This is a genomic window from Allobosea sp. AAP35, from assembly GCF_001295925.1.
GTDB lineage: Bacteria > Pseudomonadota > Alphaproteobacteria > Rhizobiales > Beijerinckiaceae > Allobosea.
In genome coordinates, this window is the sequence record NZ_LJHQ01000026.1 from 1 (window position 1) to 21,767 (window position 21,767).

The 21,767-nt window shown below is 66.6% G+C and carries 21 protein-coding genes and 1 pseudogene; 14 read left to right on the forward strand and 8 right to left on the reverse strand.

Annotated elements, in window-relative coordinates; all coding sequences use genetic code 11:
• Both IP69_RS10655 and comJ read left to right on the forward strand, forming a co-directional pair.
• The coding region (locus IP69_RS10655; RefSeq protein WP_210165945.1) for a NucA/NucB deoxyribonuclease domain-containing protein at positions 1-455 on the forward strand (455 nt) is incomplete at its 5' end.
• Positions 455-934 (forward strand): competence protein ComJ, encoded by a 480-nt coding sequence (gene comJ, locus IP69_RS10660; RefSeq protein ID WP_054142810.1) that lies wholly within the window; start codon positions 455-457, stop codon positions 932-934. The genes IP69_RS10655 and comJ, both read left to right, overlap by 1 nt.
• A 188-nt stretch (positions 935-1,122) precedes the next feature.
• Here comJ and IP69_RS10665 read toward each other — a convergent pair whose 3' ends face one another.
• From IP69_RS10665 to IP69_RS10675, 3 genes are all read right to left on the reverse strand, one after another.
• Positions 1,123-1,575, reverse strand: a complete 453-nt coding sequence (locus IP69_RS10665; protein WP_054142811.1) for a MarR family transcriptional regulator — start codon at positions 1,573-1,575, stop codon at positions 1,123-1,125.
• A gap of 320 nt (positions 1,576-1,895) precedes the next feature.
• The gene (locus tag IP69_RS10670) at positions 1,896-3,071 is read right to left on the reverse strand and encodes an alpha-hydroxy acid oxidase (RefSeq protein WP_054142827.1); all 1,176 of its coding nucleotides are present in this window, start codon (positions 3,069-3,071) and stop codon (positions 1,896-1,898) included.
• A gap of 87 nt (positions 3,072-3,158) precedes the next feature.
• Positions 3,159-3,800, reverse strand: a complete 642-nt coding sequence (locus tag IP69_RS10675) for a YitT family protein (protein ID WP_054142812.1) — start codon at positions 3,798-3,800, stop codon at positions 3,159-3,161.
• A gap of 228 nt (positions 3,801-4,028) precedes the next feature.
• Here IP69_RS10675 and IP69_RS10680 point away from each other — a divergent pair, with 228 nt between their 5' ends.
• The 4 genes from IP69_RS10680 to IP69_RS10695 all read left to right on the forward strand — a co-directional run bounded on the left by IP69_RS10680 (position 4,029) and on the right by IP69_RS10695 (position 7,888).
• Entirely contained in the window at positions 4,029-4,514 is a 486-nt protein-coding gene (locus IP69_RS10680; RefSeq protein WP_054142813.1) for a YHS domain-containing (seleno)protein, read from the forward strand.
• 162 nt (positions 4,515-4,676) lie between these two features.
• Positions 4,677-6,878 carry a glycoside hydrolase family 3 N-terminal domain-containing protein gene (locus IP69_RS10685; RefSeq protein WP_197279808.1) on the forward strand — a complete coding sequence of 734 codons (2,202 nt, stop codon included), beginning with the start codon at positions 4,677-4,679 and terminating at the stop codon, positions 6,876-6,878.
• 133 nt (positions 6,879-7,011) lie between these two features.
• The gene (locus tag IP69_RS10690; protein WP_054142815.1) at positions 7,012-7,215 is read left to right on the forward strand and encodes a cold-shock protein; all 204 of its coding nucleotides are present in this window, start codon (positions 7,012-7,014) and stop codon (positions 7,213-7,215) included.
• A 58-nt stretch (positions 7,216-7,273) separates the two neighbouring features.
• Positions 7,274-7,888 carry an MOSC domain-containing protein gene (locus IP69_RS10695; protein ID WP_156323395.1) on the forward strand — a complete coding sequence of 205 codons (615 nt, stop codon included), beginning with the start codon at positions 7,274-7,276 and terminating at the stop codon, positions 7,886-7,888.
• A 20-nt stretch (positions 7,889-7,908) separates the two neighbouring features.
• Here the strand turns inward: IP69_RS10695 and IP69_RS10700 are convergent, their stop codons facing one another.
• The gene (locus IP69_RS10700) at positions 7,909-8,772 is read right to left on the reverse strand and encodes a DMT family transporter (RefSeq protein ID WP_054142828.1); all 864 of its coding nucleotides are present in this window, start codon (positions 8,770-8,772) and stop codon (positions 7,909-7,911) included.
• Between the two features lie 101 nt (positions 8,773-8,873).
• Here IP69_RS10700 and IP69_RS10705 point away from each other — a divergent pair, with 101 nt between their 5' ends.
• The 8 genes from IP69_RS10705 to IP69_RS10740 all read left to right on the forward strand — a co-directional run bounded on the left by IP69_RS10705 (position 8,874) and on the right by IP69_RS10740 (position 17,959).
• Positions 8,874-10,307, forward strand: coding sequence for a PLP-dependent aminotransferase family protein (locus tag IP69_RS10705; RefSeq protein ID WP_054142817.1), 1,434 nt, complete (start codon positions 8,874-8,876; stop codon positions 10,305-10,307).
• A gap of 84 nt (positions 10,308-10,391) precedes the next feature.
• Positions 10,392-11,405: a metalloregulator ArsR/SmtB family transcription factor gene (locus tag IP69_RS10710; RefSeq protein ID WP_054142818.1), complete on the forward strand. Its 1,014-nt coding sequence runs from the start codon at positions 10,392-10,394 to the stop codon at positions 11,403-11,405.
• Complete coding sequence (gene metF / locus IP69_RS10715) at positions 11,405-12,316, forward strand: methylenetetrahydrofolate reductase [NAD(P)H] (RefSeq protein WP_156323396.1); 912 nt, start codon at positions 11,405-11,407, stop codon at positions 12,314-12,316. The genes IP69_RS10710 and metF overlap by 1 nt, the downstream gene beginning before the upstream one ends.
• Positions 12,317-12,367: 51 nt before the next feature.
• Positions 12,368-12,598 carry a hypothetical protein gene (locus tag IP69_RS10720; RefSeq protein ID WP_054142819.1) on the forward strand — a complete coding sequence of 77 codons (231 nt, stop codon included), beginning with the start codon at positions 12,368-12,370 and terminating at the stop codon, positions 12,596-12,598.
• Between the two features lie 26 nt (positions 12,599-12,624).
• Entirely contained in the window at positions 12,625-16,380 is a 3,756-nt protein-coding gene (metH, locus tag IP69_RS10725; protein WP_054142820.1) for a methionine synthase, read from the forward strand.
• Between the two features lie 129 nt (positions 16,381-16,509).
• On the forward strand, positions 16,510-16,809 hold the full coding sequence (locus tag IP69_RS10730; RefSeq protein ID WP_054142821.1) for an alkylphosphonate utilization protein: 300 nt from the start codon (positions 16,510-16,512) through the stop codon (positions 16,807-16,809).
• Between the two features lie 22 nt (positions 16,810-16,831).
• Entirely contained in the window at positions 16,832-17,260 is a 429-nt protein-coding gene (locus tag IP69_RS10735) for a GNAT family N-acetyltransferase (protein WP_082359218.1), read from the forward strand.
• Positions 17,261-17,389: 129 nt separating this feature from the next.
• On the forward strand, positions 17,390-17,959 hold the full coding sequence (locus IP69_RS10740) for a flavodoxin family protein (protein WP_054142823.1): 570 nt from the start codon (positions 17,390-17,392) through the stop codon (positions 17,957-17,959).
• 80 nt (positions 17,960-18,039) lie between these two features.
• Here IP69_RS10740 and IP69_RS10745 read toward each other — a convergent pair whose 3' ends face one another.
• The 4 genes and pseudogenes from IP69_RS10745 to IP69_RS10760 form a co-directional block, all read right to left on the reverse strand.
• On the reverse strand, positions 18,040-19,017 hold the full coding sequence (locus IP69_RS10745; RefSeq protein ID WP_054142824.1) for a diguanylate cyclase: 978 nt from the start codon (positions 19,015-19,017) through the stop codon (positions 18,040-18,042).
• A gap of 64 nt (positions 19,018-19,081) precedes the next feature.
• On the reverse strand, positions 19,082-20,314 hold the full coding sequence (locus IP69_RS10750) for an ABC transporter permease (RefSeq protein ID WP_054142825.1): 1,233 nt from the start codon (positions 20,312-20,314) through the stop codon (positions 19,082-19,084).
• Positions 20,311-21,072: an ABC transporter ATP-binding protein gene (locus IP69_RS10755; protein ID WP_054142826.1), complete on the reverse strand. Its 762-nt coding sequence runs from the start codon at positions 21,070-21,072 to the stop codon at positions 20,311-20,313. Before IP69_RS10755 ends, IP69_RS10750 begins: the two co-directional genes overlap by 4 nt.
• A gap of 175 nt (positions 21,073-21,247) precedes the next feature.
• Positions 21,248-21,767: pseudogene (locus IP69_RS10760) on the reverse strand (Spy/CpxP family protein refolding chaperone); the annotation flags it as partial.

Consider the following 21,767-nt stretch of genomic DNA (forward strand, 5'->3'; position numbering starts at 1 on the left):
AGGCAGCACGGGCGGCCCAGGCGGCCAGGGCCGCAGCAGCGGCGCGCGCGCTGGCGCAGGCGCAGGCGCGGGCCGAGGCGCTCAGCCGGGCCAAGGCCGACGAGGAGTGCGAGACCTGCCCCTGCCGCCGGAACATGCTGATTTCGCGCTCGGCTTCGCCGCAGGCAGCCCAGCACATCCTCGACGCGCAGGCCGCCGGGCAGCCGCGCGTGCTGACACTGGACAAGAATCCTGCAAACGTCGCAGCGCGGCGCTCGGCCGCGACAAGCAGGCTTCCGACCATGCCCGGGATGGATCGCGACGAATATCCGCCTGCGACCTTCGCCGAGGGCGGCGCGACCGCAAGCGTCAGGCATGTTTCCAGAAGCGATAATCGCAGCGCTGGCGGGCAGATGACGAGTCAGTTGGCGGGACTGCCCGATGGCTGCAGAATAACGGTGATGGTGGTGCCCTGATGATCGAATTCCCGCTTGCCGTCCTCTACACCCAGATCCAGGCATTCCGAGCCAAGCTTCCGCGCGCGGGATCGCTGTGGACCGACGACCATGTCGCGCAAGGCTTCGCCTGGCGTCCCGAAACGGTGGCTTTCGGCGTGCCCGATCACGATGGCCAGTGCGTCCTGCAGGCAGCCGTCGCTGACGCGCCCTACAGCCTGGCGGACGCCGTGCTGTGGGCTGTGGCGGTTCCATTCGAGGTCACCACCGGAAAGGTGTCCGTCGGAACGGTTCTCAACACGCGCGATCTCGATGTGCCGGTCGGCCGCTACAGTCTCGTATTCGAGGCGTGGCCAGGCCGCGAGCGCGCCGGCGAGACCTATGCGTTTATGCTGCGCCTGCTGTTCTGCCCGGATGCCGCGCCCGATTTCGCGATCCTGCGCAAGGGCGAGGAGATCACGACCGATGTCGTCCTGCGCCGCGATGCGGACCCGGCCTGAGTCCGTACGGTCGGATAGCCTCCTGCCATCGCGATCCATTCGACCGAGTGCTCGTCGCGCAGGCCATGCCGAGAGGTCTGACGCTGGCGACCGCCGACCGAACGTTGGCCGACGACGACGTCGCGATTCTTGCAATCTAGCGGGGATTCTCGCGGAGGGCAGAGGGCTCCGGCCATTCGGCAGGGCGCTCACCGTGCCAGTGACGCGCGCAGCGCGGTGATCTCGTCGGTGAGCCGTTGGGCGTCGGCGCCGGACAGCCCTGTCGCTTCAAGCACGCAGCCGGGCACCGGCTGGGCCTTGGCGAGCAGGGCCTTGCCTTCGCTCGTCAGCCGCAGGCGCACCTGGCGCTCGTCAGCCGGGTCGCGGCTGCGCGAAACCAGCCCGGCCGCCTCCATGCGCTTGAGCAACGGCGTCAGCGTGTTGGATTCGAGCAGCAGCTGTTCGCCGATCTCGCCGACCGTGCGATCGTCGCGCTCCCACAGCGTCACCATCACCAGATATTGCGGATAGGTCAGGCCGAGTTTGTCGAGCAGCGGCTTGTAGAGCCGGTTGAAGGCATGACTGGCGGAGTAGATCGCAAAGCACAGGAAATCGTTCAGCTTCAGTTCGAAGCCCGGCTGAGCGTCTGGCGTCGGGAGCATCGTATCCTCCAGGGTTCTCTCCCATAATAATCGTACGCGATCAAATCGCAAGGGATTTATAGCGCAGGCGCTCCGCCTCGAGGTATAAGGCCCGCCTCCAGAGCGGTTTCGACCCGCTTGTGCGTTATCGGAACCGAATTCGTCGCAAACCTGAAGACGCGTCGATCAGCCGACGTTCATTGTCCATGGCGACGGCGACCAGATCGTCCCGATCGACACGACCCGCCTGCGCATTGTGGAGGCAGGCCCCTATGCCTTCCCGAGGATCTACAGGCGCCCTGTTGCGCGGGGCGGCCGGTGTCTGGTGTCCGGTGCCTGGTCTACCCAGCCGCCACCAGCCGCTGCATGGCGCCGTCGCGCCCGCCGACGAGGATCTTCTCATCCACCGCCGCGATATCGCGCAGGCCGCACAGCGCCATGGTGATGTCGAGTTCCTTGCGGATGATATCGAGGCTGCGGGTGACGCCGGCCTCGCCCATGGCGCCGAGCCCGTAGAGGAAAGCGCGGCCGATATAGGTGCCGTGAGCCCCGAGCGCGAGCGCCTTGATGACGTCCTGGCCGGAGCGGATGCCGCCATCGAAATGCACCTCGATGCGGTTGCCGACCTGGTCGACGATTTCCGGCAGGGCTTCGATCGAGGACAGGGCGCCGTCAAGCTGGCGGCCGCCATGGTTGGAGACGATCAGCGCGTCGGCGCCGCTCTGGGCCGCGAGCTCGGCGTCCTCGGGGTCGAGAATGCCCTTGATGATCAGCTTGCCGCCCCATTGCTCCTTGATCCGCTTGATGTCGTCCCAATCGAGCTTGGGGTCGAACTGGTCGGCGGTCCAGGAGGAGAGGGAGGACATGTCGGCGACGCCGGTGACATGGCCGACGATGTTGCCGAAGCTGCGGCGCGGCGTATCGAGCATCTTGAGGCACCAAGCCGGCTTCGTCGCCAGGTTCAGCAGATTTGCGAGCGTCGGCTTGGGCGGAGCGGAGAGGCCGTTGCGGATGTCCTTGTGACGCTGGCCGAGGATCTGCAGATCGAGCGTCAGCACGAGCGCGGTGACGCCGGCGCGCCTGGCCCGCTCGATCAGGCGGGCGCTGAAATCCCGGTCCTTCATCACATAGAGCTGGAACCAGAACGGGCTGCCGACATGGTTGGCGATGTCCTCCAGCGAGCAGATGCTCATGGTCGAGAGGGTGAAGGGCACGCCGGCCTTGGCCGCTGCCTTGGCGGCGAGGATCTCGCCATCGGCATGCTGCATCCCGGTCATGCCCGTGGGAGCGAGCGCAACGGGCATCGCGACCGTCTCGCCGATCATGGTCGATGCCAGCGTGCGGTTGGTCATGTCGACCGCGACGCGCTGGCGCAGTTTGATCTTGGCGAAATCGGTCTCGTTGGCGCGGTAGGTGCTCTCGGTCCAGGCGCCGGAATCGGCATAGTCGTAGAACATGCGCGGGACACGGCGCTTGGCCAGGATGCGCAGGTCTTCGATGGTCAGGGGCTGGGCCATGGTGTCGAGCCTCATCGCGTTGGGTCACCCAGCGCGGTGGTTCGCATGCCGCGTGTCGCCGCGCAAGACCATGCGCGGCGGTGCGGGTCAGGACACGCCGCGATAGCGCCCCGGCCTGTGATTCATGCCGAGTACGGCGTTGAGGACGAGTGTGCCGATCAGCGAGATGGCCAGCCGGTCCGGCGGCAGGATGAAGGCGGCGCCGGCAAAAATCCCGGCGTCGATCGCCAGCTGGGTCCAGCCCGCGCGCCAGCCGCGCTTCTCCTGCAGATACAGCGCCAGGATGTTGACCCCGCCGATCGCGGTGCGGTGGCGGGCGAGCGCGAGCAGGCCGAGCCCCATGATGCTGCCGCCGGCCAGCGCGGCATAGATCGGCTGGACCGAGGCGATGTCGAGCCAGAGCGGCGTCGCCTGCACCAGCAGCGAAACGACGCCGACCGCGACGAAGGTACGCAGTGTGAAGCGCAAACCCATCCGCCTGAAGGCGAGCCAGTAAAAGGGCAGGTTGATGACGGAGAAGAGCAGGGAAAACTCGAAACCGGTGGCGTATTGCAGCAGCAGGGCGAGGCCCGCCGCGCCGCCGGTCATGATCATCGCCTTGGAGAACAGCGCGATGCCGATCGAGACCATCAGCGTGCCGAGCAGGATCGCCAGCGCGTCCTCATAGAGCCGATGCCGCTCCGTCGACGCGGTGTCAGGTGGGGGGCGGGTGGCGGTCGATGTGGTCATGCGGCCTCCTGCCGGGCGGGAGCAAGCCATGAGGCTTGATCGCAGCCGGTGATGAGAATCCCGTGCCAATCCGGTCTGGAGCCCTGCCGTCCGATCACGGTCTCGTCGCGCGAGCGTGATGTAGCGGGAATGGAACACGCTGCGAATTGCCAAAAAGCCGCGACCCACCGGGCACGGCGCTTCCTCCACCAGGACGGAAGCTGGAGAGACCTATATGGGAGGATGACAATGTCTGTTCTGTGCATCAGCAAGCGGATTTCCGTTCGTTTCACCGCAGCCTCGGCCGCGATCCTCATGTCCTTCGCCGTGCAGGCGGCTGACGAGCATTTCCTCAAGGATGGCGGTCCCGCGATCAGCGGTTACGATGCGATCGCCTATCACACGCTCGGCAAGCCGACACCCGGTTCGAGCCAGTTCAAGGCGGAATATCAGGGTGTCACCTGGCAGTTCGCTTCGGCGGCCAACCGCGATCTGTTTGCCGCCAACCCGGCCAAGTACGCACCGGCCTATGGCGGCTGGTGCTCGGCCGGGGCGAGCAAGGGCAAGAAGGTCTCGACCCAGCCGCATCTCTTCGCGGTCGTCGATGGGCAGCTTTACCTCAACAGCACCGAGGCCGCGCACAAGGATCTGTTCCTGAAGGACCCGGCGGCGGTCATCGATCGGGGCGAGCGCAACTGGAAGGTCATCTACGCGACGCCCGCAGCGAAGCTCTGACGCCGAGCGTCGCGAGCCTTCCAAGGCAGGCTCCTCATCACCAGCCCCGGCGCCATCTGGCGCCGGGGTTTTGCGTCGGAATGGCCTATCCGTTTCGAGCACGCGTTGAGCCGCCGTCGCGCTTCCTGTAGGTCGAGCGCAATGGGGTCGGAACGAAAAAACGTGAATCATCTGCTTCGCCTTGCCTTGTGCGCGTTTGCCGTCTTGTTTCCGCTGACGCTGAGCGCGCAGGAGGTCGCCTGGAAGACCGGCCCCGAAGCCGCTGCGATCGAGCGCCGGATCGACGGGCTGCTCAAGCAGATGACGCTGGAGGAGAAGGTCGGCCAGTTGCATCTGTCGGGGCGCGGGGACGGCTTCGACATCACGCAGATCAAGTCCGGCCGCATGGGCGCGGTGATGAACTTCGTCGTGCCGGCCGAGGTTCTTGAGGTTCAGAAGGCAGCCCGGACGACGCGGCTGAAAATCCCGCTGATCATCGGGCTCGACGCTGTCCACGGCTTCTCGACCTATTTTCCGCTCCCGCTCGGCCAGGCTTCGACCTGGGATCCCAAGTTGATCGAGGAGGCCGCCTATTGGACCGGCCGCGAGGCGTCGGCTGCCGGGATCAACTGGACCTTCGCGCCGATGGTCGACATCTCGCGCGATCCGCGCTGGGGCCGGGTGCTCGAGGGCGCAGGCGAGGATGCCTATCTCGGCTCGGTCGTCGCGGCGGCGCGCACACGCGGCTATCAGCGCGGCGGGGTCGCGACCTCGGTGAAGCATTTCGTCGGTTATGGGGCGGGCGAGGCCGGGCGCGACTACAACTCGACCTGGATCCCGACGAGCCAGCTCTTCGACCTGCATCTGCCTCCGTTCAAGGCGTCGTTCGAGGCTGGGTCGATGACGGCCATGGCCGCCTTCAATGCGCTGAACGGCCTACCCGCCACGGCCCATCGCGGCATGCTGACGGATCTCTTGCGTGGCAAATGGGGCTTCAAGGGCTTCGTTACCTCCGATTTCGGCTCGATCACGGAGCTGCGCCTGCACGGTATCGCTAGGGACGATGCCGAAGCCGCGCGCAAGGCGCTGCTGGCGGGCATCGACATGGACATGATGGGTGACGTCTATCACAAGCACCTCGCCGCCGAAGTGAAGGCCGGCCGCGTGCCGATGAAGGCGCTCGACGAGGCGGTGCGGCGGGTGCTGCGGGTCAAGTTCCATCTCGGCCTGTTCGAGCGTCCCGATGTCGATCCGGCCGCCGCTCCGGCGCTGATGCAGACGCAAGCTGCGCGAGAGGTTGCGCTCAAGGCCGCTCAGGACGGCGCGATGCTGCTCAAGAACGCCAACGAGACCCTGCCGATCGGGCCTGCCGTGAAGTCGGTCGCCGTGATCGGCGCGATGGCACGTCCCGAGGATGAGCGGGTCTGGACCGACCCGGCGGGCCTGGGGCGTCGTGTCGTGCAGGCCCTACCCGAGGCGCTGAAGGAGCGTCTACCGGCCGATGTTTCGGTGGCCTATGAGCCGGCCTTCACCAAGGCCTGTGGCACGGAATTCGCCGACAAGGACGCGGCCATCCGCACGGCCGCGGCCAGCGACGTGATCGTTGCGATGCTCGGCGAGGATTGCGAGTTCATGGGCGAGGGCGCCTCGCGCACGAAGCTAGACCTTCCGGGTGTGCAGCAGGAACTGCTCGAGGCGCTGGTGGCGACGGGCAAGCCGGTCGTGCTGGTGCTGGCGACCGGGCGGCCGCTGGTCCTAACCTGGGCCGACGCGCATGTTGCGGCGATCCTGCAGACCTTCCACGGCGGCACGGAGGGGCGAAACGCCATCGCCGACATCCTGACCGGGAAGGTCAATCCATCGGGCCGCGTGCCGATGAGCTTCCCGCGCTCGGTCGGCCAGATCCCGGTGTATTATGATCATCTGCCGACGGGGCGGCCGCAGAAGATCCGCCAACGATACGAGTCGATCTTCATCGACGAGGCCAACGAGGCGCTCTACCCGTTCGGGCATGGCCTGTCCTACACCCGCTTCAGCTATGCCAATGCGCGCGTGTCGAAGCCGGCCATGCCGCTCAACGGTTCGGTCGAGGTATCGGTCGATGTGACCAATGCCGGTTCGCGCGACGGGCAGGAGGTGGTGCAGCTCTATATCCGCCAACCGGTCGCCAGCCGGTCGCGGCCGGTGCGCGAACTCAAGGGCTTCGCCAAGCCGATGCTGCGCGCTGGCGAGACGCGGACGGTGCGCTTCAAACTGGATGCCGCAAGTCTGGGCGCTCATGACGAGGCCGGCCGCTACACTGTCGAGCCGGGAGACATTGAGATATATCTGGGTGGTTCGTCGCTCACTTCGGTCATGACGCAAGTGACCTTGACCAAGTCTTGATCGTCAAAGCATTGCGATTGCCCGTCCTTTGCACTCGACAAGGATGAAAATTCGGTCAATCCTTTGGGAGCGTAGCCCACAGAGATCCGAAACTGTGGGTCGCAAAGACGCTTTGGCTTCAAAGGATGCGGCGATGGCGACCGGAACCGTGAAATGGTTCAATACTGAAAAGGGCTTTGGTTTCATTCAACCTGCGGATGGCGGCAAGGACGTTTTCGTCCATATCACTGCCGTAAAGGAAGCGGGTCTGATGACGCTGACGGAGGGGCAGAAAGTCTCGTTCGATCTCAAGACCGAGCGCGGCAAGACGGCGGCGGGTTCGCTGCAGTTGATGTGAGCCGATCCGCCGCTTGACAGAGCCCGGGGCATGCAGCCATGCCGCCGGCATGAAGCGCATGCGTGCCATTGGCGCCGTTGCAGGCGTCTACGGCGCGGCGCACGCCCCCTCGTCAGGGCAGCCGCCCTCGCGGCATCCCTTCGTGACTGTCTCGCGCGATGCGCTGGTGCTTGATCCTGCGGGCATTGTGGGCGATCTCCATGCTGGCGCAACGCGGATTTCAGGTGCGCGCGAACCCTGGCTGGCGCGCGGTTTGATCCTGCGCAACGACCGACAGGTTTCCGCTCTGTGTCCGGAGGAACTGGCCGAGATCGCATCGAGGCTTGGGATCGACAGGCTCGCGCCGGAATGGCTCGGCGGCAATGTGCTGATCGGGGGTCTGGCGGGCTTCTCGCGGATCGTGCCGGGCAGCCAACTCGCCTTCGGCGGGCAGTGGGGCGGTAAAGGGCGCTTCGACGGCAGCGCGGTGTTGCGCGTCGAAGCCTATAACGTGCCCTGTCGAAGGGCTGGCGCGGCTGTTGCCGCCGCCACCGGGCGCCCGGAACTCACCTTCGCCTTTGTCAAAGCTGCAGCGGGATTACGCGGACTGGTGCTCTCGGTTGATCTCGCCGGGACCATCATGCCGGACGACGCGGTCGTGGTGATCGACCCGGTAACGCCCAAGCACGGCTGACGTTCGAGTTTGCGGAGCGATCACCGCGCGAAGCGCCGGGCTCCGGCGACGCAAGCCGCCACTGCTGCGGACACGGCGAGCATTTGCCAGGTCACTGCCTCGCCCAGCAGCAGCGCCGCCAGCGCCAGCCCGAAGAAGGGCTGCAGCAGTTGCAACTGCCCGACGGCCGCGATGCCGCCCTGTGCGAGCCCGCGATACCAGAATACGAAGCCGATCAGCATGCTGAACAGCGAGACATAGGCAAGGCTAAGCCAGGCCGGCAGCCCCACGCCGTTGAGCGAGGCCGGCGCCGTGATCCAGCTCAACACGATGGTGACGGGCAAGGCCAGCAGCAGCGCCCAGGAGATGACCTGCCAGCCGCCGAGCCGGCGCGAGAGCGCCGCGCCTTCGGCATAGCCGAGACCGCAGATGACGATGGCCGACAGCATCAGCAGATCGCCGGTCGGCGAGGCTGAAAAGCCCTGCCTCAGGGCAAAGCCCGCCACCAGCGCGCTTCCGAGGCCGGAGAACAGCCAGAAGGCGAGGCGGGGCCGTTCGCCGCCGCGCAGCACGGCAAACAGCGCCGTCGAGAGCGGCAGCAGGCCGATGAAGACGATCGAATGCGCCGAGGTGACGTGCTTGAGCGCCAGTGCCGTCAGCAGCGGAAATCCGATGACGACGCTGAGCGCCACCACCAGCAGGGGCGCCAGATCGCGGCGTTCTGGGCGCTTCTCACGGAAGACGCCGAGTAGCGCCAGGCCGACGAGGCCGGCAATGGCGGCGCGGGCGAGCGTGAGGAAGACGGGGTCAAAATCGGCCACCGCGACCCGTGTCGCCGGCAGGGAGCCGGCGAAGATCAGCACGCCGAGAAACCCGTTGATCCAGCCGCTTGCCATCATGTTCATCATCCCGACGCGCCCGTCCCGCATCGGCTGCCGTCGCTGCATTCTCCAGAGACAGTTCCGGACAATTCGGGCAAACTGTATTGTTCCGTGGAGCCGTACAGATGGACAAAACCGAGGGGTCGAACGAGAAGGGCGCGTCGCGCGTCGGGCTCGTCATGCAGGCAATCGGTGCGCGTATCGCCGGGCGGTCGCTGGCATCCGGTGCGCGGCTGCCGTCGATTAGGTCGCTCGCGGAAAGCCTCGGAGTCTCGAAATCGACCGTCGTCGAGGCCTATGACCGGCTGGCTGCCGAGGGTGTCATCCAGGCGCGCCGCGGCTCGGGCTTCTATGTCGCCGGCCATGCGCCGCCCTTCTCACCGGCCGATCTTGGACCGCGTCTGGAGCGCGCGGTCGATCCGTTTTGGGTTTCGCGGCAGTCGCTGGATGCCGGCGCAGGCGCGCTCAAGCCGGGTTGCGGCTGGCTGCCGGCGGACTGGATGCCGCAGGATGCGCTGCGCCGGGGCCTGCGCCTGCTGTCGCGCGCCGCCGACGCGACGCTGGCCGATTATGGCTCGCCGCTTGGTCTTGCGCCGCTGCGGCAGGTTCTCGCGCGCCGGCTGGCTGTCCATGGCATCGAGGCAGCGCCGGACCAGATCATGCTGACCGAATCCGGCACGCAGGCGCTCGATCTGGTCTGCAGCCTGCTGGTCGAGCCCGGAGACACGGTACTGGTCGACGATCCCTGCTATTTCAACTTCCACGCCCTGCTGCGGGCGCACCGGGTCCGCATCGTCGGGGTGCCCTACACGGCCAGCGGGCCCGATATGGCGGCGCTGGAGCAGGTCCTGGCGCAGCACCGGCCGCGTCTCTACGTCACCAATTCGGCGCTTCACAACCCGACCGGGGCGACCCTGTCGCCGCTCGTGGCGCACCGCGTGCTGAAGCTTGCCGACCAGTTCGGGCTGACCATTGTCGAGGACGACATCTTCGCCGATTTCGAGCCGGAGCCGTCGCCGCGGCTGTCGGCCTTCGATGGGTTGCAGCGCGTCGTCCAGATCGGCAGCTTCTCGAAATCGCTCTCGGCCTCGGTGCGCTGCGGCTATATCGCCGCGCGACCGGACTGGATCGAGAGCTTGATCGATCTGAAGATCGCGGCCTCCTTCGGCACCGGGCGGCTGGCGGCCGAACTGGTCCTGAGCGTGCTGACCGATGGCAGCTACCGCAAGCACATGGACGGCTTGCGGGTGCGGCTGGCGCGGGCCATGGGCGAGACATCTGCGCGGTTGCAGGCGCTCGGCATCCGGCCCTGGATCGAACCGCGTGGCGGGATGTTCCTGTGGTGCGAACTGCCGGAGGGACAGGATGCGTCCGTGATCGCGCGGCAACTCCTGAGCGAGGGCATCGTGCTGGCGCCGGGCAATGTCTACAGCCTGTCGCAGACGGCGGACCGCTTCATGCGTTTCAACGTCGCTCAATCGGCCGATCCGCGCTTGTACAGCGCGTTGCGGCACGCAATGGCGAATGGCGCTCACGGCGGCCGCGCGACGGCAGAATAGGCTTGCGCGATTATCGTTTTCGACATAAAGATATCTTTATATCTTTTTCTCGATACCGCTGCTGTTGCTCCGGAGTTTTTGCGCTTGCATTTGCCGACCACGCTGTCCTCAGATGTCCTGCTCGCCGGCCTGCGGGCCGCAGGCGAGGAGACGCGGCTGCGCATCCTGGCGCTGCTGTCGGAGGGTGAATTGTCGGTCTCCGATCTGACCGACATTCTCGGCCAATCGCAGCCTCGGATCTCACGCCATCTCAAGCTTTTGACCGAGGCCGGGCTGATCCGGCGCTCGCGCGAGGGCGCCTGGGCTTTCTTCCGGCTGGACGAAACCGGCACGGGTGGGGCCTTCGCCGCCTCGCTGGCGGCCTGGCTCGACCGGTCCGATCCCGTTCTGGCGGCCGATCGCGAGCGGCTGGCCGCCGTGCGCGGCACGCGGGCGGAGGTGGCACAAAGCTATTTCGCCAGCGTCGCCCGAGACTGGGACCGTCTGCGCTCGCTGCATGTTCCCGATGATGCCGTCGAGGCCGCGGTCGAAGCGGCGGTGGGCAAGGGCACGCCCGGCAGCATGCTCGATCTCGGCACCGGGACGGGGCGCATGCTGGAGCGGATCGCCCCGAAATTCGGCCGGGCGGTCGGCGTCGATGCCAACCACGCCATGCTCGCCGTGGCGCGCGCCAATCTGGAGAAGGCGGGGCTTGCGCGGGTCGAACTGCGCCAGGGCGACATCTATGCGCTGCCGTTTCCGCGCGGTGCCTTCGATTGCGTCGTGATCCACCAGGTGCTGCACTTCCTCGACGATCCCGGTCGTGCGGTGCGCGAGGCGGCGGCGATGCTGAGCCCCGGCGGACGGCTGATTGTGGTCGATTTCGCGCCGCATGAGATGGAATTCCTGCGGACCGAGCATGCCCATCGCCGGCTCGGGTTCTCGCGGGCGCAGATCGCGGGCTGGTTTGCCGAGGCCGGTCTGACTTGCGACCTGTCGGAGGAAATCACGCTGGCCGGCGGTGGCTCCGGCCAGTTGCCGGTGATGCTGTGGCGCGGCCGCGATCGGCGCGTCCAGTCCGACCCTATCCAGCGACAGACCAATCTAGAGGTGGCCTGATGAATGCGTTTCGTCCCAGCCGGCACGGCTCGCGCCGCCCGAAGGTGTCCTTCGAGTTCTTTCCGCCGAAGAGCGACGAGATGGAGGTCGCGCTCTGGGAGAGCGTGCGCCGGCTCGAGCCGCTCGGCCCCTCCTTCGTCTCGGTGACCTATGGCGCCGGCGGCTCGACGCGCGAGCGGACGCACGCCACCGTCAAGCGCATGGTCGAGGAGACGGGCTTCAAGCCCGCCGCTCACCTGACCTGCGTCTCCGCGTCGCGCGACGAGGTCGACGAGGTGATCCGGGGTTATTGGGAGGCGGGCGTGCGCCATGTCGTGGCGCTGCGCGGCGACCCTGCCGGTGGACTCGGCACGGTCTATGAGCCGCACCCGCAGGGCTATCACCAGACATCGGATCTGGTCGCGGGCCTCAAGCGCATTGGCGATTTCGAGGTGACGGTGTCGGCCTATCCGGAGAAGCATCCGGAAGCCGCCTCGCTCGACGCCGACATCGACGCGCTGAAGAAGAAGGTCGATGCGGGCGCGACGCGGGCGATCACCCAGTTCTTCTTCGATAACGACGTCTATTTCCGCTATCTCGACAAGGTGCGGGCGGCCGGGATCGACATCCCGATCCTGCCCGGCATCGTGCCGGTGCAGAATTTCAAGCAGACCGCGAACTTTGCCCGCAAGACGGGGGCGAGCGTTCCGCAATGGCTCGCCGACCGGTTCGAGGGGCTCGAGGAGGACGCTGCGACGCGTCGCCTCGTGGCTGCTGCCGTCTGCGCCGAACAGGCGCTCGACCTGATCGATCGCGGCGTCGGCGATTTGCATTTCTACACGATGAATAAAGCCGATCTGGTCTATGCGATCTGCCATCTGGTCGGGGTGAAGCCCGAGAAGGCAGAGCCGCAGGCTGCGGCGGCTGAGTAGTACTCGCTTGAGACGAGCCTATATGTAGGGACTGTTTCGGAGATGTCTGAGATGAGCGAGCCGACCGATCTCACGCTGCGGACACTGATCGAATTGCGTGAGGTGATGAAATCCGGGTTCGACCGAATGGATGAGCGCTTCACCAAACTCGAAACGCGTTTGGAGAGCGTCAAGAAGGCAGCCTTTGGCGAGTCGCTTGTCGGTCGATACATGGCCGCAGAAGTCGAAGAGCGCATCGAAGCGCTCGAACAGCGTTTGGCCGCGCTCGAAGGCAAGCACTGAATTTCCGCATTTTGCGAAAGCTCCCCATGTCCGAATTTATTCTCTCTCCCGTCGACGGCGCCGAGATCGAACGCGCGCTGCGCCAGTCCGCTTCCGAGCGCATCCTCGTGCTCGACGGCGCGATGGGCACGCAGATCCAGGACCAGAGGTTCTCGGAGGCCGATTTCCGGGGCGAGCGCTTCAAGGGCTGGAACCACGATCTCAAGGGTAACAACGACCTCCTGGTGCTGACCCAGCCCGAGGCGATCCGCGACATCCACCTGGCCTATTTCCAGGCTGGCGCCGATATCGTCGAGACCAACACCTTCTCCTCGACCCAGATCGCCCAGGCCGATTACGGCATGGAGGCGCTGGCCTATGAGCTCAACGTGGAGTCGGCCAAGCTGGCGCGCGAGGCGGCCGCGATCGCGCAGAAGGCAGACGGGCGCCGCCGCTACGTCGCAGGCGCGATCGGTCCGACCAACCGCACGCTCTCGATTTCGCCGGACGTCAACAATCCCGGCTTCCGCGCCGTGACCTTCGACCAGGTCCGCGACTCCTATGCCGAGCAGGTGCGCGGGCTGATGGATGGCGGCGCGCAGATCATCCTGGTCGAGACGATCTTCGACACGCTCAACGCCAAGGCCGCGATCGTCGCGATCGAAAACGTCTTCCATGAGAAGGGCATCCGCCTGCCGGTGATGATCTCCGGCACGATCACCGATCTCTCGGGACGCACCCTGTCGGGCCAGACCACGGAGGCCTTCTGGAACGCGATCCGCCATGCCGCGCCGATGACGGTCGGCCTCAACTGCGCGCTCGGCGCGCGCGAGATGCGCGCCCATATCAAGGATCTCTCGCGCGTCGCCGACACGCTGGTCTGCGCCTATCCCAATGCCGGCCTGCCCAATGAATTCGGGATGTATGACGAGAGCCCTGAGGCGACGGCCGAGATGTTGGCAGAATTCGCCGATGCGGGCCTGGTCAATGTCGTCGGCGGCTGCTGCGGCACGACGCCGGGCCATATCCGCGCGATCGCTGAGGCCGTCGCCGGCAAGGCGCCGCGCTCCGTGCCGGTGATCAAGCCCTATCTGCGGCTGGCGGGTCTGGAGCCCTTCACGCTCGACGAAACCATCCCCTTCGTCAATATTGGCGAGCGCACCAATGTCACTGGCTCGGCCAAGTTTCGCAAGCTCATCACAGCGGGCGACTATGCCGCCGCACTCGACGTCGCCCGCGACCAGGTCGCCAATGGCGCGCAGGTTATCGACATCAACATGGATGAGGGCCTGCTGGATTCGCAGGCGGCGATGACCGAGTTCTGCAACCTCGTCGCCTCGGAGCCGGACATCTCCCGCGTGCCGATCATGGTCGACTCGTCGAAGTTTCCGGTGATCGAGGCCGGGCTCAAGACGATCCAGGGTAAGCCGATCGTCAACTCGATCTCGATGAAGGAGGGCGAGGACGCCTTCCTCGAACAGGCCCGGATCTGCCGCAACTACGGCGCGGCCGTCGTGGTGATGGCTTTCGACGAGAAGGGCCAGGCCGACACCTACGCCCGCAAGATCGAGATCTGCACGCGCGCCTACAAGCTTTTGACCGAGACCATCGGCTTCCCGCCGGAGGACATCATCTTCGACCCCAACGTCTTCGCGGTGGCGACGGGCATCGAGGAGCACGACAATTACGGCAACGATTTCATCGAGGCGACCAAGACGATCCGCGAGACCCTGCCGCATGCCCATATCTCGGGCGGCGTCTCGAACCTGTCCTTCTCGTTTCGCGGCAACGAGAAGGTCCGCGAGGCAATGCACTCGGTCTTCCTCTACCACGCCATCAAGGTCGGCATGGATATGGGCATCGTCAATGCGGGCCAGCTCGGCTCCTATGACGGACTCGATCCAGAACTGCGCGAGCTCTGCGAGGATGTCGTCCTCAACCGCCGCAAGGATGCCACCGAGCGGCTGCTCGACGCCGCGCCGCGCTTCAAGGGCGACGGCTCGGTCTCGTTCTCGGGCAAGGACATGGCCTGGCGCGAAGAGCCGGTCGAGAAACGGCTCGAATACGCGCTGGTCAACGGCATCACGGCTTTCATCGACATCGATACCGAGCAGGCCCGCGTCAAGGCCGAGAAGCCCCTTCATGTCATCGAAGGCCCGCTGATGGCCGGCATGAACGTCGTCGGGGATCTGTTCGGCGCGGGCAAGATGTTCCTGCCGCAGGTGGTGAAGTCGGCTCGCGTGATGAAGCAGGCGGTCGCCTATCTGATGCCGTTCATGGACGAGGAAAAGCGCCTGAACGGCGGCGGCGAACGCTCGGCCGCCGGCAAGGTGCTGATGGCGACGGTGAAGGGCGATGTCCACGACATCGGCAAGAACATTGTCGGCGTCGTGCTCCAGTGCAACAATTACGAGGTCATCGATCTCGGCGTGATGGTGCCGACGCAGAAGATCCTCGATGTCGCCCGCAAGGAGAAGGTCGACATCATCGGCCTGTCCGGCCTGATCACGCCGTCGCTCGACGAGATGGTGACGGTCGCTTCCGAGATGGAGCGAGAGGGCTTCGACATTCCCCTGCTGATCGGCGGCGCCACGACCAGCCGCGTGCATACGGCGGTGAAGATTCATCCCGCTTACGAGAAGGGGCAGACGGTCTACGTCACCGACGCCTCGCGCGCCGTCGGCGTCGTCTCGGCGCTGCTCTCGCAGGACCAGAAGCCGGCCTATGTCGAGGGCATCCGGGCCGAATACGCCAAGGTCTCCGCCGCGCATCGCCGCTCGGAGGCCGACAAGCAGCGCCTGCCGCTCGCGAAGGCGCGCGCCAATGCCCTCAAGCCGGACTGGACGGGTTACAATCCGCCCAAGCCGAGCTTCCTGGGCACGCGGACCTTCCGCACCTATGATCTGTCCGATCTGGTGCCGCTGATCGACTGGACGCCGTTCTTCCAGACCTGGGAGATGAAGGGCCGCTTCCCGGCCATCCTCGAGGACGAGAAGCAGGGCGAAGCGGCGCGCGCGCTCTGGGATGACGCCCAGGCGATGCTCAAGCGCATCGTCGAGGAGCGCTGGTTCAACCCGAAGGCGGTGATCGGCTTCTGGCCGGCCAATGCGGTGGGCGACGACATCCGCCTCTACACCGGCGAGAGCCGTCAGGAGACCTTGGCGACCTTCCACGGTCTGCGCCAGCAGCTTTCGAAGCGCGACGGCAAGCCGAACATGTGCCTTTCGGACTTCATCGCGCCCGAGGGCATCGAGCGGCCCGACTATGTCGGCGCCTTCGTGGTGACGGCGGGCGCCGAGGAGGAACGGATCTCCGAGAAGTTCGCCCGCGACAATGACGATTACCGCTCGATCATGGTCAAGGCGCTGGCGGATCGGTTCGCCGAGGCCTTCGCCGAGCGCATGCACCAGCTCGTGCGCAGGGACTACTGGGCCTATGCCCCCGACGAAACGCTCTCGAACGAGGACCTGATCCGCGAAGACTATCGCGGCATCCGGCCGGCGCCGGGCTATCCGGCCCAGCCCGACCACACTGAGAAGGCGACCCTGTTCGAGCTGCTGCAGGCGGAGCGTCGGGTTGGCGTCAAGCTCACCGAAAGCTTCGCGATGTGGCCGGGCTCGTCGGTGTCGGGGATCTATCTCTCGCATCCCGACGCCTATTATTTCGGCGTCGCCAAGGTCGAGCGCGACCAGGTCGAGGATTACGCGGCGCGCAAGGGCATGCCGATCCACGAGGTCGAGCGCTGGCTCGCGCCGATCCTGAACTACGAGCCGGCGAGCTACCGGCTGGAGGCGGCGGAGTAGGGGCCTCTCCAGCGCAGCAGTGCGGCACGCAATCCCCTTTATACATCCCGTGACTGTTGAATTGACGGTGCGGGTCGTATAGCCGTCCGGGGCCGGGCGCTCCGGCGATTGACGGTATGAGGCAGGGCCATGGCCGACGACGATTATGTCTATGACGAGGTGACGGGCGAGTGGCGTCCGGCCTCCGAGATGGTGGCCGCCGCCGTGCCGGGACGGGCCGAAGTCCGCGATGCCGCCGGCAATGTGCTGGCCGATGGCGACTCGGTCGTCCTGATCAAGGATCTCAAGGTCAAGGGCGCCGGCCAGACGCTGAAGCAGGGCACCGTGATCAAGACCATCCGCCTCACGGATGATCCCGAGGAGATCGATTGCCGCCATGACGCGATCCGGGGCCTGGTGCTGCGGACCGAGTTCGTCCGCAAGCGCTGAGATGGCGGCGGAGGGCAGCCTCATGAGCGGCAGGCTGATCCGCAAGGCGACCTTGGCCGACCAGCCACGCATTCACGCGATCCGGATGGGCGTGAGCGAGAATGTGCTGAGCGACCCGTCGCGTGTCACCGATGAGGAGGTCGCCTGGTATCGCGAGCAGGCCGTGTTCCTCGTCTCGGAGCAGGCCGGGGAGGTTGCGGGTTTCGCCTGCGCCAATCACCAGATCGGGCTGATCTGGGCGCTCTTCGTCGATCCGGTCCATGAGGGCTGCGGCCACGGAAAGGCGCTGCTCGATGCGGCGCTTGTCGCCTTGCAGGCAGCAGGAATCGTCCAGGCGCATCTGACGACGGGCTGCGGCACGCGCGCCGAACGCTTCTACCGCCGCCAGGGTTGGCAGGATATGGGTGTCTCGCTCGACGGAAACGTGGTTTTCGTCAAACCTTTGGGTTGAGAGTCGCGGCGGATTGCGAAGGCGCCATCGCAGTCCTGCATGGCTGCAATCGCAAGCCCATTGAAGCTGTAGCTGCGGTGCAACATCTTGGCGCCACCATCAGACTTCACGCCGACACGGAGCTTCCCCATGACCCAGATCGCGATCGTCTTCCATTCCGGCTACGGCCACACGGCCAGGGTTGCCGAGCATGTCCAGAAGGGTGCGACTGCGACCGGCGCGCGGGTCGATGTGATCGCCATCGATGCCGAGGGCAACGTCACCGATGCAGCTTGGGAGACGCTGAAGGCGGCCGACGGCATCATCTTCGGCTCGCCGACCTATATGGGCACTGTCTCCTGGCAGTTCAAAAAATTCGCCGATGCCTCCAGCAAGCCCTGGTACACGATGGATTGGAAGGGCAAGATCGCGGCTGGCTTCACCAATTCGGCGACGCTGAACGGCGACAAGGGCTCGACGATCGCCTATCTCGCGCTCTTTTCCGCTCAGCACAAGATGCTCTGGACCGGCACCGGCATGCACCCGTCCAACGCCAAGGCGAGCACGCGCGACGATCTCAACAATCTCGGCGGCTATCAGGGCCTGCTGGTGGCTTCGCCGTCGGATGCCGGCGTCGACGAGATGGTCGCCGGCGATCTGAAGACGGCGGAAGCCTTCGGCGCGAACGTCGCCGAGGTGGTCAAGAGCGTGAAGGGCTGAGTTGCTCTACCAGGCGGGGGCGCCTGTGCTTTTGGCAAGGGCCGCGCTGCTTAAGGGCGCGGTCTTTCCCCGTTTCGGCCTCATGATGCCGCGGCGAGGGCGACCGGACGGGCGATCATGCCGTCGAAGATGCGGACGCAGTTGTGCCCCGCCGCCTTGGCGACATAGAGCGCGGAATCGGCCTCCGCGAAGAGCCGGGCAGGCTCGTACCGGTGGCTTGGTTTGAGAAGGGCGGCGCCGACCGTCAGGCCGATCGCGATGGCGCCTGCGCCATGGGGCACGGGGCGGGCCAGCAACCGGTGGGCGTTGGCAAGGGTCGTCGACAGGCCGGACGAACCGCCGGGGACGCGCAGCAGCAGCGCGAATTCGCCGCCGCCGATGCGTGAGACCAGCACCGCATCGGGAAAGAGCCTGGCCAGCCGCTCGCCGATGCCGCGCAGGCAAATTTGGGCTCCGGCCTGGTCGTGCTCGGCCCGGATCCTGTCGAGATCGTCGAGCGACAGCACCGCCAGCGCAAAGCCATGCGAGCCCTCGGCATGCCGGCTCAGCTCGCGGGCCGCCTCCTCGAAGGCGCGGCGGTTGGCCAAGCCCGTCAGCGGATCGAGGCCGACACTGGTGGCGAGACCCTCCCACATCTTTTTCTCGGCGGTGACGTCCTGCTTCGAACCGAAGATCTTGATCGGGCGGCCCTGCTCATAGGTGACCGCGACGCGCAGCCGCATCCAGCGGCTCCGCCCACCGGTTCGGAGCTGGCAATCCATGGAGAAGCCCTTGCCCGTCCTGATCGCCTCGGCCCTGCGCTGGTCCATCTCGACGCGGCTCTGGCTCTGATAGACGTCGAGCGACATCGCCCGCTTCAGGGCTGCGCCGCGCTGGATGCCGAATAGATCGTAGACGCCGTCGGTCCAGGTCAGCACCTCCGTCGCCAGATCGCACGACCACGTCCCTCCCGGCCCGGACAGGGCCTGCTCATAGAGACTGGCGGCAGCGCTGGCGCCGGAGTTTACGCGCGGAGCATGGCTCAAGCTGAATTCCGCCGAGGGGATAGGCTTGTTCATGAGGCTTGGATCGTAGGACCGACCAGTTAATCGACCCTTGCCGCAATGCGCCCAATGAGACCGTTCACTCCCGCCGCAGCGCCTCGATCGGATCGAGCCTTGCCGCCTGACGCGCCGGATAAAAGCCGAAAAACACGCCGATCATCCCCGACACGCCGACCGCGACGAGGATCGTCTCGATCGAGACGACCGAGGGCCAGCCGGCTATTCGCGCAATCGTGAGCGCCGAGCCGACGCCGAGCGCGATGCCGACCGCACCGCCGATGGTGGCGAGCGTCGTCGCCTCGATGAGGAACTGCGCCAGCACGTCGCGCTGCCGCGCCCCGACCGCGAGCCGCAAGCCGATCTCGCGGGTTCGCTCGGTGACGGAAACCAGCATGATGTTCATGATGCCGATGCCGCCGACCAGCAGCGAGACGCCGGCGACCGCCGCCAGAAGCCAGGACAGTGTGTTGGCGGCCTGCGTCGCCGTGTTGGCGATCTCGGTGAGGTTGCGGACGATGAAATCGTCGTCCTGGTCGGCCAGCAGCCGGTGGCGCTGGCGCAGGAGCGCGCTGGTCTGTTCGATGCCGGGCGCGATTGCGGCCTCGCTGGCGAATTTGACCATGATGGTCTGCACCGAGCGATCGCGGGCGTAGTTGCGGCCGACGATGCGGCGCCGCCCGGTGTCGAGCGGCACGAAGATCACGTCGTCCTGGTCCTGGCCGAGCGCCGACTGGCCCTTGGGTGCCATCACGCCGATGACCTTGAAGGGCACGTTGCGGATGCGGAACTGCTGTTCGAGCGGGTTCTGCTCGCCGAAGAGGTTGCGTGCCACGGTCTGGCCGATGATCGCGACGATCTCGCCCCGGCGCAGTTCCTCGGGCTCGAACAGGCGCCCCTCGGCGACGTCCCATTCGCGGGCGGAGAAGAAATCCAGGTCGGTGGCGGTGATCTGCGTCGACCAGTTGCTGCCGGCATAGACGGCCTGGGCGCGGGTGACGATGACGGGGGCTGCCGCCACGACGTCCTCGACCTCCTTGGCGATCGCGGTTGCGTCCTCGTCTGTCAGGGTCGAGGAAGCGCCGGCGCCCAGCCTCGCACCTCCCTGCGTGACGTTGCCGGACTGGATGATGGCGAGATTGGCGCCCAGCGACTTGATCTGCGAGGTCACCCGCTCGCGCGCGCCCGAGCCGATCGCGACCATGGCGATGACGGCCGCCACGCCGATGATGATCCCGAGCATGGTCAGCCCTGAGCGCAGGGCGTTGGCCCCGATGGCCGAGAGGGCCGAACGGACGGCTTCCCACAGGCTCATGACGTCACCTCGAGCAGGGCTCGCGGCGGGCTGGCGACGGCATCGAGCGACGCCAGCGCAGCGCGGGCGTCGGCCGGCTCTTGCCGCTCGTCCGAGAGCAGGCGCCCGTCGCGGAAGCGGATGACGCGGCGGGCATGGCGCGCGACCTCGGCATCGTGCGTGACGAGGACGACGGTGACGCCCTCGCGGTTGAGGTCCTGGAACAGGGCCAGGATCTCCAGCGCCGTGCGGCTGTCGAGCGCGCCGGTCGGTTCGTCGGCGAGCAGCAGGCGCGGTTCGTTGACCAGCGCACGCGCGATGGCGACGCGCTGCTGCTGGCCCCCCGAGAGCTGCATGGGGCGGTGATGGGCTCGCTCGGCGAGGCCGACACGGCCCAGCGCCGCCAGCGCCCGCGCGCGCCGCTCCTTGCGGTCGGCCCCCGCATAAACCATCGGCAACTCGACATTGGCGCAGGCATCGACGCGCGGCAAAAGGTTGAACTGCTGGAAGACGAAGCCGAGCTTCCCGTTGCGCAGGGCGGCCAACCCGTCGCTGCCCAGCGTCTCGACCGCGACGCCGTCGAGCCGGTAATGCCCGCCGCTGGGACGGTCGAGGCAGCCGATCAGGTTCATGAAGGTCGATTTGCCCGAGCCCGAGGGGCCCATCACGGCGACGAGTTCGCCGGCCTCGATGTCGAGCGAAACCCGGTCGAGCGCCGTGACGCGGCCGGAATCGAGGTCGTAGACGCGGGAGAGCTCGCGAGCTTCGATCAGGGGCATGGGGTGTGTCCCTCTGTCTTTCCGGGGCGGCCCAAGGAGCCGAACCCGGAACCCACGACTGGGTGGGCGCGATCGACCGGGCTCCAAACGGACTTCACCCGGTCGTGGGTTCCGGGTTCGTCGCTGCGCGACGCCCCGGAATGACAAGGCAGGGTGGGATAACCCGACTTCGCCATCAGAACAGCCGGGGTCCGCGCACCGGCGGGCCTCCTGTCGGCGCGGGCGCCGCCGCGGCGCGTGGGCCGCCGCCGATGATGATCGCCTGGCCGTCCTTCAGGTCACCGGAGACGAGTTCGGTATAGGCGCCGTCTGTCGGGCCGAGCATGACCGGCACCGCCTTGGGCTGGCCGTTATCGCTCAGCACATAGACGCGGCCCGGCATGCCCTGCTGCGGCGCGGCGCGCCCCTCCTGCATCATCGCCTCGAACTTCGCCTTGCGCTCGGGATCGAGGACGGAGGCGACCTTGGCGACCATCTCGGTGCGGGCCCGGCGGAAGGCAGCGCGACGTTCGTCCTCGGTGAGCCCGGCCATGGCCTCGCGGGTGCCGGCGCGGCGCTCCTGCATGATCGCGGCGATCGCCTGCTTCTGCTCCGGCGTCGGCTGCAATTCGGTCTCGATGCGCTCGCGGAAGGCCGCGCCCTGTGCGCCGCCGCGGCCGCCGCCGCCCCGGCCGGGGCCGGCTTCGGCCGCCGGG